Source organism: Pseudomonas sp. M1 (genome assembly GCF_022760135.1).
GTDB lineage: Bacteria > Pseudomonadota > Gammaproteobacteria > Pseudomonadales > Pseudomonadaceae > Pseudomonas > Pseudomonas citronellolis.
Map to the genome: position 1 here is coordinate 3,085,425 of NZ_CP094343.1, position 14,645 is coordinate 3,100,069.

The 14,645-nt window shown below is 69.8% G+C and carries 16 protein-coding genes; 12 read left to right on the forward strand and 4 right to left on the reverse strand.

The window, feature by feature from the left end; genetic code table 11:
- Positions 1-48: 48 nt before the first annotated feature.
- From fnr to PM1_RS13965, 3 genes are all read left to right on the forward strand, one after another.
- Positions 49-789 carry a fumarate/nitrate reduction transcriptional regulator Fnr gene (gene fnr, locus PM1_RS13955; protein WP_009622383.1) on the forward strand — a complete coding sequence of 247 codons (741 nt, stop codon included), beginning with the start codon at positions 49-51 and terminating at the stop codon, positions 787-789.
- Positions 790-933: 144 nt separating this feature from the next.
- Positions 934-1,398: a CBS domain-containing protein gene (locus tag PM1_RS13960; protein ID WP_009622381.1), complete on the forward strand. Its 465-nt coding sequence runs from the start codon at positions 934-936 to the stop codon at positions 1,396-1,398.
- 14 nt (positions 1,399-1,412) lie between these two features.
- Complete coding sequence (locus PM1_RS13965; RefSeq protein ID WP_009622379.1) at positions 1,413-2,084, forward strand: phosphoribosyltransferase; 672 nt, start codon at positions 1,413-1,415, stop codon at positions 2,082-2,084.
- A 2-nt stretch (positions 2,085-2,086) separates the two neighbouring features.
- Here the strand turns inward: PM1_RS13965 and PM1_RS13970 are convergent, their stop codons facing one another.
- Positions 2,087-2,653 (reverse strand): phosphoribosyltransferase family protein, encoded by a 567-nt coding sequence (locus PM1_RS13970; RefSeq protein ID WP_009622377.1) that lies wholly within the window; start codon positions 2,651-2,653, stop codon positions 2,087-2,089.
- A gap of 190 nt (positions 2,654-2,843) precedes the next feature.
- Here PM1_RS13970 and PM1_RS13975 point away from each other — a divergent pair, with 190 nt between their 5' ends.
- Positions 2,844-3,752 carry a universal stress protein gene (locus PM1_RS13975; protein ID WP_009622374.1) on the forward strand — a complete coding sequence of 303 codons (909 nt, stop codon included), beginning with the start codon at positions 2,844-2,846 and terminating at the stop codon, positions 3,750-3,752.
- On the opposite strand, the gene PM1_RS13980 is transcribed toward PM1_RS13975, so the two are convergent.
- Positions 3,749-4,435: a type 1 glutamine amidotransferase domain-containing protein gene (locus tag PM1_RS13980; RefSeq protein WP_009622372.1), complete on the reverse strand. Its 687-nt coding sequence runs from the start codon at positions 4,433-4,435 to the stop codon at positions 3,749-3,751. The two genes, PM1_RS13975 and PM1_RS13980, sit on opposite strands and share 4 nt — an antisense overlap.
- A 179-nt stretch (positions 4,436-4,614) precedes the next feature.
- Here PM1_RS13980 and PM1_RS13985 point away from each other — a divergent pair, with 179 nt between their 5' ends.
- The 8 genes from PM1_RS13985 to PM1_RS14020 all read left to right on the forward strand — a co-directional run bounded on the left by PM1_RS13985 (position 4,615) and on the right by PM1_RS14020 (position 12,281).
- A complete protein-coding gene (locus PM1_RS13985) occupies positions 4,615-4,932 on the forward strand; it encodes a DUF2388 domain-containing protein (RefSeq protein WP_009622370.1) in 318 nt (105 codons plus the stop codon).
- A 121-nt stretch (positions 4,933-5,053) separates the two neighbouring features.
- A complete protein-coding gene (locus tag PM1_RS13990) occupies positions 5,054-5,569 on the forward strand; it encodes a sigma-70 family RNA polymerase sigma factor (protein ID WP_009622368.1) in 516 nt (171 codons plus the stop codon).
- Positions 5,566-6,540 carry a FecR domain-containing protein gene (locus PM1_RS13995; protein WP_009622367.1) on the forward strand — a complete coding sequence of 325 codons (975 nt, stop codon included), beginning with the start codon at positions 5,566-5,568 and terminating at the stop codon, positions 6,538-6,540. Before PM1_RS13990 ends, PM1_RS13995 begins: the two co-directional genes overlap by 4 nt.
- A 121-nt stretch (positions 6,541-6,661) precedes the next feature.
- The gene (locus tag PM1_RS14000) at positions 6,662-9,100 is read left to right on the forward strand and encodes a TonB-dependent siderophore receptor (protein WP_009622365.1); all 2,439 of its coding nucleotides are present in this window, start codon (positions 6,662-6,664) and stop codon (positions 9,098-9,100) included.
- Positions 9,101-9,709: 609 nt separating this feature from the next.
- A complete protein-coding gene (locus PM1_RS14005) occupies positions 9,710-10,168 on the forward strand; it encodes an HvfA family oxazolone/thioamide-modified RiPP metallophore (RefSeq protein WP_009622364.1) in 459 nt (152 codons plus the stop codon).
- A 61-nt stretch (positions 10,169-10,229) separates the two neighbouring features.
- Complete coding sequence (locus tag PM1_RS14010; protein WP_009622362.1) at positions 10,230-11,075, forward strand: HvfB family MNIO-type RiPP peptide maturase; 846 nt, start codon at positions 10,230-10,232, stop codon at positions 11,073-11,075.
- Complete coding sequence (locus PM1_RS14015) at positions 11,068-11,859, forward strand: HvfC family RiPP maturation protein (protein WP_009622359.1); 792 nt, start codon at positions 11,068-11,070, stop codon at positions 11,857-11,859. Before PM1_RS14010 ends, PM1_RS14015 begins: the two co-directional genes overlap by 8 nt.
- Entirely contained in the window at positions 11,856-12,281 is a 426-nt protein-coding gene (locus PM1_RS14020; protein ID WP_009622357.1) for an organic hydroperoxide resistance protein, read from the forward strand. Before PM1_RS14015 ends, PM1_RS14020 begins: the two co-directional genes overlap by 4 nt.
- A gap of 471 nt (positions 12,282-12,752) precedes the next feature.
- Here the strand turns inward: PM1_RS14020 and PM1_RS14025 are convergent, their stop codons facing one another.
- A complete protein-coding gene (locus PM1_RS14025; RefSeq protein ID WP_009622355.1) occupies positions 12,753-13,241 on the reverse strand; it encodes an HvfX family Cu-binding RiPP maturation protein in 489 nt (162 codons plus the stop codon).
- Positions 13,242-13,350: 109 nt separating this feature from the next.
- Positions 13,351-14,643: a sensor histidine kinase gene (locus PM1_RS14030; RefSeq protein WP_009622353.1), complete on the reverse strand. Its 1,293-nt coding sequence runs from the start codon at positions 14,641-14,643 to the stop codon at positions 13,351-13,353.
- Between the last annotated feature and the right edge of the window lie 2 nt (positions 14,644-14,645).

The window sequence follows — 14,645 nt, forward strand, 5'->3', positions numbered from 1 at the left end:
GCGCAACGGCTATAGTGGGAAAATCCCCTTATTGCCGGAGGCGCCGCCATGTCCGACGCTTACCGCTCCCCGCCGCGCCCGCAGGTCAACTGCCAGGCGTGCTCGTTGAGCCGCCTGTGCCTGCCGGCGAGCCTCAGCGACGGCGAGGTCGAAGAGCTGGACCGCATCGTCCGGCGCAGCCGCCCCCTGCAGAAGGGTGAGTACCTGTTCCGCGCCGACGAGCCGATGCAGCACGTGTTCGCCGTGCGCTCCGGGGCGCTGAAGAGCTACCTGCTCGACGCCAACGGCGGCGAACAGGTGACCGGTTTCGTGCTGCCGGGCGAGATGCTGGGGCTGGACGCCATCGGCTCGCCGCGCTTCCCGGGCTATGCGGTGGCGCTGGAGGTTTCCATGGTGTGCAGCATCGGCCTGGAACAGCTGGAGGACCTGTCCGGGCGCATCCCCGGCCTGCGTCACCAACTGCTGCACATCCTCAGCCAGGGCATCCAGGGCGAGTACGCGCACATCCGTTGCAGCCGCGAGCGCGCCGAACAGCGCCTGGCCGGCTTCCTCCTCGGCCTGTCGGCCCGCTACCAGCAGCGCGGCCTGTCGCAGGACCGCTTCACCCTGCCGATGAGCCGCGGCGACATCGGCAACTACCTGGACCTCACCATGGAGACGGTCAGCCGGCTGTTCACCCGCTTCGTGCAGACCGGCCTGATCGAATGCCACGGGCGCGAGGTGCGCCTGCTCGACCGTCAGGGCCTGTGCCGGATGAGCGGCGTGGAGGCGCAGCCGGAGCGACCGTGAGCCGCTGAGCGGGCCGTTCATCCGCTGGCCGCGGCGCGGGCGCCGGGCGCGCCGCCAATCTGATCGAGATCAAAGTCGGGCCGTGGCGTCGCGCCCATCGTGCAAGGCGAGCGAATGTCCGCTTGCCCGCACAGGAGACGAGCCATGGCCATCGGCGAATACTGCAACCGCGACGTCGTCATCGCGGCGCCTACCGTATCCATCCTGACCGCCGCCCGGTTGATGAGCGAATACCACGTCGGCGACCTGGTGCTCGCCGAGCAGGTGGAGCGCGAGCGCTACCGGCCCGTGGGCATCATCACCGACCGCGACATCGTGCTGGAGGTGGTCGCCAACAACGAGCCGGAGCCGGGCAGCATCCAGGCCGGCGACATCCAGCTGCGCAACCTGGTCACCGCCCAGGAAAGCGACGATGTGTTCGACGTCATCACCCGCATGCGCCAGGCCGGCATCCGGCGGATGCCGGTGGTCGACGAGCAGGGGCTGCTGGTGGGCATCGTCTCGGCGGACGACCTGCTCGGCCTGCTGGCCGACAACCTGCGCGACCTCTCGCGGCTGGTGGGCTTCCAGAACCTGCGCGAAGAGGGCGAGCGCGAAGCCGACTACTAGGCGAGGTGGCTGCCATGCATGACCTGACGCTTCCCTTCGTCGACCGCGCCGCTGCCGGCAAGGCCCTGGCGCGGTTGCTGCCGGCCTACCGGGGCCGCCCCGGGGCGATCGTGCTGGCCCTGCCGCGCGGCGGCGTGCCGGTCGGCTATGAGGTGGCCAGCGAACTGGGCGTGGAACTGGACCTGATGATCGTGCGCAAGCTCGGCGTGCCTTCGTACCCGGAGCTGGCCATGGGCGCCATCGCCAGCGGCGGCGTGCGGGTGCTGAACGACGACGTGCTGCGGATGCATGGCGTCGACGCGCACGCCCTGGAGACGGTGGAGCGCAGGGAAAGCGCCGAGCTGCACCGGCGCGAGCGCGCCTACCGTGGGCAGCGGCCCGTGCCGACGCTGGCTGGCCGCCAGGTGCTACTGGTCGACGACGGCCTGGCCACCGGCGCCACCATGCTGGCCGCCGTGCGCGCGGTACGCCAGCAGGCGCCAGCGGCCATCGTCGTCGCCGTGCCGGTGGCGCCGGCGGAAGTGCTGGAAGAGCTGCGCCACGAGGTCGACGAGGTGGTCTGCCCGTTTACCCCGGAGCCGTTCAGCGCCATCGGCCGCTGGTACCTGGACTTCTCCCAGACCTCCGACGCCGAGGTGGTGGAACTGCTGCAACGGGCCTGGCGGCGGGAGGCGGGCGAAGCCTAGCCTCAGGTGCAGCGCCGGCCGTGGCGCAACACGTCGATGCGCAGCTCCGGCTCGTAGGGCGGCACGTTGCATTCGACGATGTCGTCCGGCGCCACCTGCAGGCGCAACCCCACCACGTCGGCGTGCACCGGTTGGCGGCTCACGCAGCGGTCCACCAGTACGCCGGCCAGCACGTGCCGCGCCCCGAGCTGGGCCAGGTAGGCGCAGGCGCGCAGCAGCGAATGGCCTTCGTAGAGCACGTCGTCCACCACCAGCAGCGTGGTGCGGCTGAGGTCCATGCCGGCCAGTTGCGGGTTCTCCGTCAGCTCCGTCTCGGGGTGCAGCAGGCTCAGGTCGTCGGCGTAGCGCTTCACCTTCAGGGCGTGGACGGGCAGGGGCGGGTGGCCGCATTGCACCAGGTGTTCCTGCAGCCGGTGCGCCAGGGGTTCGCCACGCCGGACTATGCCGACCAGCGCGCTTTCGCCTGGGGGCAGCAGCGGGGCGGCCTTTTGCGCCATGGCCTGGAGCACGGCATCCAGCTCCCGGGCGTCGTACAGGGTCAGGCGTTGCGGAGCGTTCGGGGTCGCCATGGTGGGCCTCCAGGCCGTTGCCGGGCATGGCTTTCACCATCGCGCGTCGGGCGAGGGGCGAATTTGATCCAACGCAAATCCGGCGCAGGCCAGGGGGCTGAAACTCGTCCGTAGTTCCCCCATCGAGCCCGATGCGGGCCCCTGCCTTCCGGCGCGCTGGCGGCGTGGCCGGATACCCACGAGGTGCGCTATGAGCCAGCCACGCAAGCTCCTGTTCCTGACCCACCCCGAGCAGCACGATTCCCCCGGCCTGCAGCGCGCGCTCGCCCTGGCATCGGCCTGCAATGCGGCCTTGCACGTGCTCGTCTACGTGGGGCCCTTCGCGACCTTCCTGCTGGACCGCAAGGTCATGGAGCAGGCCCGGGAAAGCCTGGTGCAGGCGCAGCGCAAGGCCTGGGAAGGCGAATGCGCGGCCCTGCGCGGGCGGGGGCTGGAGGTCACGGCCTCGGTAGTGGCGGCGGACAACCTGCGCGAGGAGATGCTCCAGGACATCCGCGAACAACAGCCGGACATGGTGATCAAGGACGTGCGGCACGAATCGGCGCTCAAGCGTTCCTTCGTCACCCCGCTGGACTGGCACCTGCTGCGGGAGTGCCCGGCGCCCCTGCTGCTGGTCAACGACATCCGCCAGCCGATGCCGCGCAAGATAGTTGCCGCGGTGGACCCGTCCGACCCGCAGACCCAGTTCAGCGACATCAACGACAGGATCATCGCGGCCGCCAACGGCCTGGCACTGCAATGCGACGCGGAGCTGCACCTGCTGTTCGTCTACGACTGCATGCCGGCCTACATGGCCAACGGCGGCGAGGGCGGCGTGGCCTGGGTCGACCTGGTCGAGGAGATGCGCGGCGCGCTGCACAAGCCCTTCGTCGCCCTGGCGGACAAGTACGGCGTGCCCGAGGAGCGCCGCCACTTCCTGATGGGCACGGCGGTGCGCGGCATCGCCAACTTCGTCCAGCAGAACGCCATCGACGTGACCGTGATGGGCCGCATCCACCGCAGGGCCGTGGACAGGCTGATCGGCAGCACCACCGAGCACCTGATCGAGCATGTGCAGGGCAGCGTGCTGGCGCTGCAGCCGGGCGAGCAGGGCGCCTAGCGCAGCAGTTCGGCCACCCGCAGCGCCGTGGCTTTCGCCGACTGCGGGTTCTGGCCGGTCACCAGGCGGCCATCCACCACCACCTTGGGCACGAACGGCAGCAGGGCCTTCTCGTAGCGCGCGCCGCGCCGCTTCATTTGCTCTTCGGCGTTGTAGGGCATCTTCTTCGCCACGCCGGCGAGGATTTCCTCGCGCCAGGAGAAGCCGGTGAGCCTGCGCCCCGCCACCAGCAGGCTGCCGTCCGACAGCGTTGTGTTCAGCAGGCCGCAGTAGCCGTGGCAGACCGACGCGACTATGCCCCCGCGTTCGTAGATGGCGCGGGTGAGGCGCTGCAGGCCGGCGTCGTCCGGGAAGTCCCACATCACCGCGTGCCCGCCGGTGAAGTAGATGGCATCGAAGTCCGCCGGGTCGATGTCCCCGGGCTTGGCGGTGTTGGCGAGCAGCGCCCGGTGGGCGTCGTCGGCCAGCCAGGCCTTGGCCGAGGCATCCCGGTTCGGCCATTTGAGCGAGCGCGGCTCCAGCGGCGTGACGCCGCCCTTGGGGCTGACGATCCGCTGCACATAACCCTGGGCGGCGAACAGGTCGTAGGCGTGGGTCAGCTCCGACAGCCACAGGCCGGTGGGGTCGGCCGGGTCGGCGTAGTGCGCGACGTTGCTGACGACGTGGAGAATGCGCTTGCTCATTTGCCCTTCCTTCCCGGTGGTTGACCTTGCCGGCCTGTATCGGCGGCGTGGGGGAACTCTAAGCTTAAATATAACTTTAAGGTCAAGGGGCCTGGGGATGGGAGATGAAGGGGCTGACCTGGCCGCCAGCGCCAGGGCGGGGTAAAAGAGCGGGTTCATTGCCGCAGGATGCCCATGCCTTGAAACACGCAAGCCCATTGCTGATCGCCACGCTCCTGGCCGCCGCCGGCCAGGCGGGGGCCATGGACGGGAAAGGCAACTCGTCCGATCACTTCACCGTCGCCACCAGCCTGGGCAGCGCGGCGCTCAGCGAGTCCACCAGCCAGCCGCTGCGGACCTACCGGGCCGCCCGCGACGATGCCCTGGCGTACATCGCCTCCGACGGGCGCATCCATGGCGCGCAGCTGGAACAGGCGCTGCGCTTCTACCGGGAGGCGCATCCACGCTCCGGCCTGAGCGACATGCAGCTGGCCCTGGCCATCGCCAGCCCGGGCTGAGCCCTGCTCGCCGGGGCGCGGGGCCGGCGAGGTCCGCATTGTGGAAATGCACGGCATTGAAATAAAATGAGACGCTTTCTCATTTTCACTCTTTTGGCGTTCCCGCCAAGGATGCCCGCGCATGTTTTCCGCTTCGTCCCACGCTTCGCCGGCCGTCGCGCTGGAGCGCCTGTATGGCGACCACCACGGCTGGCTGTTCGGCTGGCTGCGCCAGCGCCTGGGCAATGCCCCGGACGCGGCGGACCTCGCCCATGACACCTACCTGCGCATCCTCAGCACCGGGCGCACGCCGCCGCTGGCGGACTCGCGGCGCTACCTGGTGCAGGTGGCCAAGGGCCTGGTCATCGACCTGTGGCGCCGCCAGGACGTGGAGCGGGCCTACCGCGAGGCCATCGCGCACCTGCCCGAGGCGCAGGTGCCGGCGCCGGAAACCCACTGGCTGATCGTCGAGTCGCTGCTGCGCATCGACGCGATGCTCGACGGCCTGCCGAGCCAGACGCGCGAGGTGTTCCTGCTGGCGCAGTTCCACGAACTCACCCTGCAGCAGATCGCCGAGCGCACCGGCATGGCGCTGATCACCGTGCGCCGGCACATCCACAAGGCGCTGGTGGCCTGTATGACGGCCTGCGAGCCATGAGCCGCGGGGAAGCCCGCGCCGCGCCGGCGGCCAGGCTGCTGGAGGAGGCCGCCGAGTGGGTCATGACGCTGCGCTTCGACGCCCCCGGCGAGGCGCAGTGGCAGGCCTTCGAGCGCTGGCGCGGGCAGAGCGATGCGCACCGCGAGGCCTGGGCGCGCGCCGAGCGGGTATTCGGCACCTTCGATGCGGTGCCCACGGAGCTGGGCCGCCAGGCGCTGCATGGCCTGGAAGGGCTCAAGGGCCTGAGCCGCCGCCGCGCGCTGCGCCTGCTGAGCGCGCTGCTGATGGCCGCGCCGGCGGGCTGGCTGGTGGCGCGCAGCGCCCCCTGGGACAGCTGGATGGCCGACGCCAGCACCGCCACCGGCGAGCGCAAGGCGCTGACGCTGGCCGATGGCAGCCGGGTGGTGCTCAACACCGTGTCGGCGCTGGATGTCCACTTCGACTCTACGGCGCGCCGCCTGCGCCTGCGCACCGGCGAGGTGCTGGTGACCACCCATGCCGACCCGCTGGCGCCGCGGCGGCCGTTCCTGGTCGCTGCGCAGCAGGGCGTGGTCGAGGCGCTGGGCACGCGCTTCAGCGTGCGCCAGCTGGGCGAGCAGTGCCAGGTTGCGGTGTTCGAGCACCAGGTGGAGATCCGCCCGCACGCTGGTGCGGCAATGCGCCTTTCCGCCGGCCAGCAGGCCTGGTTCGATGCCCGCGGCGTGCTGCGCAGCGCGCCGGTGGACGACAGCGCCGCGCTCTGGGAGCAGGGCATGTTGGTGGCCCGCGACCAGCCGCTGGCGGAGGTGCTGGCGGAGCTGGCGCGCTATCGCCACGGCCTGCTGCGCTGCGACCCCGAGGTGGCCGGGCTGCGCGTTTCCGGCGCGCTGTCGGTAGCGGACACGGACCAGGCGCTGAACGCCCTGGAGCTGACGCTGCCGGTGCGGGTGTCGCGCCTGAGCCGCTACTGGGTGACGGTTTCGGCCCGCTAGCGAAAAAATTTCCCGCCCCCCTGAGCACTTTTTCCGTCTCGTCCGGGATAGAGGGTGAACACGCCTCATGGGGAGGGGTGGGCAGCCCGCGCGAGGCGCGGCTTGAAGGATGGCAAAGCACATGGCTTCGAAGCACCGACGGCATTCCGGCACTCGTCGATTCACCCACCTGGCCCTGGCGGCGGCGATCCATGGCGTAGCCCTGGGCTGCGCCGGGCTGGCCCCGTCCGTGGCCATGGCCGCCGAGGCCGCGCGCGACTATGCCATCGGCGCCGGCGCCCTGAGCGACGTGCTGGCCCGCTTCGCCGCCAGTGCCGGGGTGCAGCTGGTGTTCGACCCGGCCAGGCTGGCCGGCCGCAGCAGCCCGGGTCTGAAGGGCCGCTACACGCTCGAGCAGGGCTTCCAGCAACTGCTGCGCGGCAGCGGCCTGCAACTGGTGCAGCGCGGCGCGGGCATCTACGCCCTGCAGGACGCCGGCACAGCCCTGCAGATGCCGGCCGAAACCGTGGTCGGCAAGGGCGGCGATACCCTGGCCATGTCCGCGACCGTGATCCAGGCGAACGCCAACGGCGCCGGCACCCCCACCGGCTACCAGCAACTGAGCGACAGCAGCACCACGCGCCTGGGCCTGACGCCGCGGGAAACGCCCCAGGGCGTCACCACGCTGTCGCGCCAGCAGCTGGACGACTTCAACATGAACAGTGTGAAGGACGCGCTGCGCAGCGCGCCCTCGGTGACGGTGGAGCAGTACGAGACCGACCGCACCAACTTCACTTCGCGCGGCTTCGACATCAACAACTTCGAGTACGACGGCATCGGCTCGCCGTTCAGCGCCGGCCTGCTCAGCGGCGACCTGGACCTGGCCGAGTACGAGCAGGTGGACATCCTCCACGGCGCCAACGGCCTGATGAGCGGCACCGGCAACCCCTCGGCCACCGTCAACTTCATCCGCAAGCGCCCGACCTACACGCCGCAGGCGCAGGTGAAACTGTCGGTGGGCTCCTGGGGCACCCGCCGCATCGACCTCGACGCCTCCGGCCCGCTGACCGACTCGGGCAAGGTGCGCGGCCGCTTCATCTACGCCAACGAGACCGGCAATTCCTACCTGGACCGCTACTCTCACGAGAAGAACGTGCTCAGCGGCATGCTGGCCTTCGACCTCTCCGAGGCGGACACCCTGACGGTCGGCTTCTCCGACAACAAGAGCAACTCCAACGGCAGCAGCTGGGGCGCGCTGCCGCTGACCGACCAGGCCGGCAACCTGATCCACTACAGCCGCCGCGGCGCCAACATCGGCCAGGACTGGACCTACTGGGACGTGCACACCCAGCGCGCCTTCGTCGAGCTGGCCCACGACTTCGGCGGCGGCTGGAAGGGCAAGCTCAACGTCACCGGCGTGGACCAGAGCCAGCAGGCGGATATGTACTACCTGATGGCCAACGACGCCGACACGCCCTGGCTGGCCGACCCCAGCCACAGCCATTCCGGCGAGAAGCAGCTGCTGGGCGAGGCCCAGCTGAACGGCCCGTTCAGACTCGGCGGGCGCCAGCACGAGCTGACCCTGGGCGTGGACTACGGCCGTTCGCGGCACAGCGACCGCGGCTACTACAACAACGAAGACGAGTTCATGGACGCCGACCTGGGCCAGACCCTCAGCGGCGCGGTGCCCAGGCCGAGCCTGACCTACACCAACGACACCATCGAGATGGCGCGCTTCACCGACCGGCAGAAGAGCGTCTACGCCGGCACGCGACTGAACCTCACCGACCAGCTGCACTGGATCCTCGGCGCGCGCATGCTCAGCGTCGACAGCGACGGCACCGACTACGGCAGCGCCCGCGACGTGCGCATCCACGGCGAGGTGACGCCCTACACCGGCGTGGTCTACGACCTCGACGAGCAGTATTCGCTGTACGCCAGCTACACCAAGATCTTCAACCCGCAGTACGTGATGGACGCCCAGGGCAAGGTGCTCGACCCGCTGGAGGGCAAGAGCTACGAGGCCGGCATCAAGGGCAGCCTGCTCGACGACCAGTTGAGCGTGTCGGCCGCGCTGTTCAAGACCGACCAGCGCAACGTCGCCGAGGCCACCGACCAGAGCCTGCCCGGCGGCGAGACCATCTACAACGGCGAGGACTTCAAGAGCCGCGGCGCGGAGCTGGAAGCCAGCGGCCAACTGGCCCCCGGCCTGCAACTGCAGGGCGGCTACACCTACGTGCACATCGAGGACCCGGACGGCCACAAGGCACGCCAGTACGTGCCCCGGCACAGCCTGCGCAGCAGCCTGACCTACCAGCTGCCCGGCCTGCCCCAGGCGAAGGTCGGCACCCGGGTGAGCTGGCAGAGCGCGATCCAGCTCGACGACGACAGCCGTGTGCGGCAGAACGCCTATGCGCTGGTGGATTTGATGGGGAGCTATGACATCGACAAGCACTGGAGTGCGTCGTTGAACCTGAACAACCTGACCAATCGCAAGTACCTGATGAGCTTGTATAGCGGTGGGTCCGGTTTCTATGGGCCGTCGCGCAATGTGACGGCTTCGGTGAGTTATAACTTCTGAGGTTGGGGTTTTGTGGGGGTGAACCCCGCTGTTCTCGATGGCCGGCGCCTGTCGGCGCGGATCGCGGATGAGATCCGCTCCTACAAGGTACGGGGGAGCGCCATCGTAGGATGGTGTTGAGCGAAGCGATACCCATCGCCGCAACCGCATGGGTTTCGCAGGCCCATCCTACGAAGAGCACCCCTCTCCCTAACCCCCGGCTGCGCGCCCCGCCCTGAAGGGAGAGGGGACCGCTGGGCAGGGCTTGATGTTGTGGCGTTAGCCGGCAGCCTCGGTGATTTCCGGCTGGAGCCAATTCTTTTCTCGGCACGGACGGCCCCCTCTCCCGCTTGCGGGAGAGGGCTGGGGTGAGGGGCTCTTGAACCCCGCACCCACAGCACCAGCCAACCCCACGCCCTCCGCTGTATCCCAATGTATCCAACCCGCCCCTCCGCAAGGCACGCATACAAACCCAACCCCCCTCCGATACGCCACCGATACATGGCGCGGGCCAAATGGCCACACCCGGACGCGACACCCGGCGGGCTTCGAAAGCCAGCCCCTCGCGCATCCCGGTTCGACCAAGCCCCTTGAGCCGCGCACCACGCGCCCAGCATCGGAGAAACACCCATGTCCCGTAACCCGATCCAGACCAAGACCCGCATCGGCCTGCTCGCCATCGCCCTGGTGGGCGGCGCCAACCTGGCCACCTCGGCCTTCGCCGTCGAGGCGCTGCCCCAGGGCTACCAGCTCGCCGCCGCCGACAAGGCCGGGGAGGGCAAGTGTGGCGAAGGCAAGTGCGGCGCCAGCAAGGCCAAGGTCACCCAGGCCGAAGGCAAGTGCGGGGAGGGCAAGTGCGGCGACGCTTCCTTCACGCGCACCGACAGCGACCACGACGGCAAGGTCTCGCGCGACGAGTTCCTGGCCGTGGCCAGGGACCGCGCCGGCGACTTCGACAGGATCGACGCCGACCACGACGGCTTCATCTCCGAAGCCGAGGCCTACCAGCACCTGAAGAACGTCTTCGAATCCAACGGCAAGCCGATGCCGGCCGGGCTGTTCGCCAGGTTCCAGGGCGACCGCCACTAAGCCGGAGCCACCACCCAGCCCTCCCTGCCGGGAGGGCGTTCCTCCTCCGCGGAGCCTTGCCATGAATGCCCATTCCCTACCGCGCGGGGCCGGCCTCGGCCTGCGTCGCGCGCTGCTGCCCGAGCTGCTGGCGATGCCTGCCGCAGCCGTGGACTTCCTCGAATGCGCGCCGGACAACTGGATCGGCGTCGGCGGTGCCTACGGCGACGGCCTGGCGCAGCTCGCCGAACGCTTCCCGCTGGCCTGCCACGGCCTGTCGCTGTCCCTCGGCGGCCCCGGGCCGCTGGACCTGGAGCTGCTGCGGCGCACCCGGCAATTCCTCGACCGCCACCGCGTCGGCCTGTTCAGCGAACACCTGAGCTATTGCTCCGACGACGGCCAGCTCTACGACCTGCTGCCGCTGCCCTTCACCGACGAGGCGGTGCATCACGTCGCCGCGCGCATCCGCCAGGCCCAGGACGTGCTGGGGCGGCGCATCGCGGTGGAGAACATTTCCTACTACGCCGCGCCCTACCAGGCGCTTAGCGAGATCGAGTTCCTGCGGGCCGTGCTGGCGGAAGCCGACTGCGACCTGTTGCTGGACGTCAACAACCTGGTGGTCAACGCCTGCAACCACGGCTACGACGCCGCCGCCTTCCTTGCCCAGGTGCCCGCCGAGCGGGTGGCCTGCATTCACGTGGCGGGGCACTACGACGAGGCGCCGGACCTGAAGATCGACACCCACGGCGCCAGCGTGCAACTGCCGGTGTGGGACCTGCTGGCTCAGGCCTATGCCCACTGCGGCGTAGTGCCGACGCTACTGGAGCGCGACTTCAACCTCCCGCCGCTGGCCGAGCTGCTGGCGGAAGTGGAGCACATCCGCACCCTGCAACGGGCCGCCACAGCGCGGGAGGTGCGCCATGGCTGACACCCTGCGCGAGCAGCAGCTGCAACTGGCCCGGCACATCCGCGACCCGCAGCGCAACGCGCCGCCGCCGGGCATCGAAGCACGGCGCCTGGCCGTGTACCGCCAGCTGTTCCTGGGCAACGTGCAGGCGCTGCTGGCCGGCAGCTTCCCGGTGCTGCGCGCCAGCCTGGCCGAGGCCCAGTGGCAGGCGCTGACGGAAGCCTTCTATGCCGACTACCGCTGCCAGACGCCGCTGTTCACCGAGTTGGCCGGCGAGTTCGTCGCCTTCCTCGAACAGGGCGGGATAGACGCGCCAGCCTGGGCCGCCGAGCTGGCGCACTACGAATGGGTGGAGACCGCCCTGTTGCTCAGCGACAGCCAGGAGCCGGCCCACGATCCGCAGGGCGACCTGCTGCACGGCGTACCGCTGCTGTCGTCCCTGGCCTGGCCGCTGGCCTACGCCTGGCCGGTGAGCGAACTGGGCCCCGGCCACCTGCCCGAGCAGCCGCCGGAGCAGCCGACCCTGCTGCTGGCCCGTCGCGGCGACGACCGGCAGGTGCATTTCGCCCGCCTGGCGCCGCTGGCCCACGCGCTGCTGGAGTCGCTGCGCGACCGCCAATTGAGCGGTCGCGAGCACCTGCAGGCGCTGGCCGAAGCCATCGGCGCCGACCCCGAACCCATCCTGCAGCAGGGCCTGGCCCTGCTGCGCAGCCTTCACGCACAAGGCGTGGTGCTCGGCACGCGCAACCTGTGCGCCACCCACCGCCGACAGCCTTCCCCAGCCCCCAAGGAGACACCGCGATGACCGACATCCTGGACAGCATCCTCTACACCGCCCACACCCGCACCACCGGCGGCCGCGACGGCCGCGGCAGCTCCAGCGACGGCGAGCTGGACGTGCGCCTGAGCCCACCCGGCTCCGGCCGCCCCGGCAGCAACCCCGAGCAGTTGTTCGGCGTGGGCTGGTCCGCCTGCTTCATAGGCGCCCTGCGCCGCGCCGGGCAGAAACTGGACATCCGCCTGCCGGCCGACGTGGCGGTGGCCGCCGACGTGACCCTGGGCACCACCGACAACGGCAGCGGCTTCGCCCTGGCGGCCAGGCTGACGGTGGAACTGCCGGGGCTGGCCGCCGAGGACAAGGCGAAGCTGGTGGAGACGGCGCACCGGATCTGCCCGTATTCCCGGGCTACCCGGGGGAATATCGAGGTGACTTTCGATATTCCGTGAGGGGAGTGAGGTGATGATTGGAAAGCCCGCGTGCCTGGTCAGGTGCGCGGGCTTTTTCGTTTGGGGGAGGCGAGGGCTTGGAGATTGCTGGTGAAGGGTGTTTACCGTTGGCGAGGGCTTTTCGGATCGCCTCCGTTCCCTCACCCCAGCCCTCTCCCAGGGGGAGAGGGGGCCGTCCTGAGTGGCCGGAGGATTCGGAGTCATCCTGATACGTCGCGGTTCGCGAGCAAGCTCGCTCCTACGCCTTCTGGAAGCCCGCAGGGCAGCGGTAAAAGGACAGCGCCGAGCTTCCAAAGCGCACGGGACAGCCCCCTCTCCCCCTGGGAGAGGGTTGGGGTGAGGGAGCAGGGTCAAGCCAAGACACCTGCGCAACAGGTGACAGCTGTTCGCGAGCAGGAACTGGGCGTCCCCCTCGCTCCTACACAAAAGAAAACCCGCCATGCGGCGGGTTCGTCAGTGCTGTGCGGCAGCCTACGCAAACCGCCGCCGCAACCACGCATCCAGGCTCAACCGCCCGGCCCCCTTGAGCAGCAGCGGCACCAGCGCCACCAGGTAGATCAGCGGCAGCTTGTAGTTGCCGTAGCCGTTATCGCTGATCGAATACCCCATGGCCAGTTCGCCCAGGCTGGACCAGTGCGCCGGCCAGTGCACGGCGGCGATGGCCACCAGCGTCAGCACCATCAGCACCGCCGAGGCGAAGCGGGTGCCCAGGCCCAGCAGCAGGAGCGCCGGGGCTATCAGTTCGGCCCACAGGGAGATTTGCCAGTCCAGGCTCGCCGGCAGTCGGTCGAAGGGAAAGGGGAAGGCGTCGTGGATTTGTGCGAACCAGTTTTCGCCGTTCCACTTCTCCAGGCCGGATTCGAGGAATTCCCAGGCCAGGAACAGCCGCAGGGGGATGTCGGCGCCCCAGGCGCCGAGGCGGTCGAGGGGGCGCAGGGGGGTGGTGAGGGTGCTTTGCATGGCGGTGTCTCCTTGGGCCGGTTGGTCGGCGGGTGGAGCCATGCTGGCAAGGCGGCTTGTCCCGGATGTGTCCCGCCGGGGGCCGCCTTGTATCGGCTTGTACGCTCGCTCAGGCCGGGAGCGGCAGTTCCAGTTGCGCGCACAGGCCGCCGCCGTCGCGGTTGGCCAGGGTCAGGCGGCCGCCCAGGGCCTGGCTCAGCTGGTGGGCGATGGCCAGGCCCAGGCCGGTGCCGCCGGTGCTGCGGTTGCGCGAGCTTTCCACGCGGTAGAAGGGCTTGAGGACTTCTTCCAGTTCTTCCTCGGCGATGCCCGGGCCGCGGTCGAGTACGCGGATACACAGCTTGCCGTCTTCGCGGCCCACCTCCAGTTGCGCGGCGCCGGAGAATTTCACGGCGTTGTCCAGCAGGTTGCCCAGCACCCGGCGCAGGGCGTGGGGGCGGGTTTCCAGGGGCACGTCGGCGCGGCCCTGCAGGCTGACCTGCTGGCCGGCGTCCTGGTAGTCGAGCACCAGGCTGTCGAGGAAGGCGTCGAGGTCGACGCGGCGTTGCGCCTCGCTGGCGCCGTCCATGCTGCGGGCGTAGGCCACGCCTTCGCGGACCAGGTGCTGCATTTCTTCCAGGTCGCTCCACAGGCGTTCGCTTTCCGGCGATGGCTCCATCTGTTCGACGCGCAGTTTCATGCGCGTGATGGGCGTCTGCAGGTCGTGGGAGATGGCCGCCAGCAACTGCATGCGCTCCTTCAGGTAGTCGCCGATGCGGCCCTGCAGGGCGTTGAAGGCGCGGGCGGCGTAGGCCACTTCGTTGGGGCCGTTCTCGTCCAGCGGCGCGGCCGGGGTGTCCGGGTCGAGATGGTCGACGGCCTGGGCCAGGCGCGTCAGCGGGCGGATCGCGGTGCGCACCGCCAGCCAGGTGCAGAGCAGCAGCACGGCCAGTTGCAGCACCAGCACCACCGGCAGCCAGCGCGCCACCGCCGCCACCCCGCGGGGGGTTACGTCTATGGTCAGCGGGCTGCCGTCGGCCAGGCGCAGGTGCGCCTGGAAGTGCGCGGCCGGGCCGGGGAGGGTTTCGAAGCGCAGGGCGTAGCGCGAGCCGATGGCGCTCTCGATGCTGCTCGCGGCCATGGGCGCCCGGGCCATGTCCATGGCCTGGCCGGGTTCGCCTTCGTCCAGGCGGTAGCGGTAGTTGGGCCGGTCGACCATGGGCAGCCACTGCTCGCGCTCGTTCGCCGGCAGGCGGTCGAGCAGGGCCACGGCGGTGCTCACGTCGCTTTCCAGGTTGCCGAGCATCATGCTCCGCGCGCTGACGTAGCGTTCGTAGAACTGCGAGCTGAAGGACAGGCCGTAGGCCAGCACCAGTCCGGTGAGGAAGATCAGCGCCAGGCGCGCTGCCAGGGTGCGGGGCATGA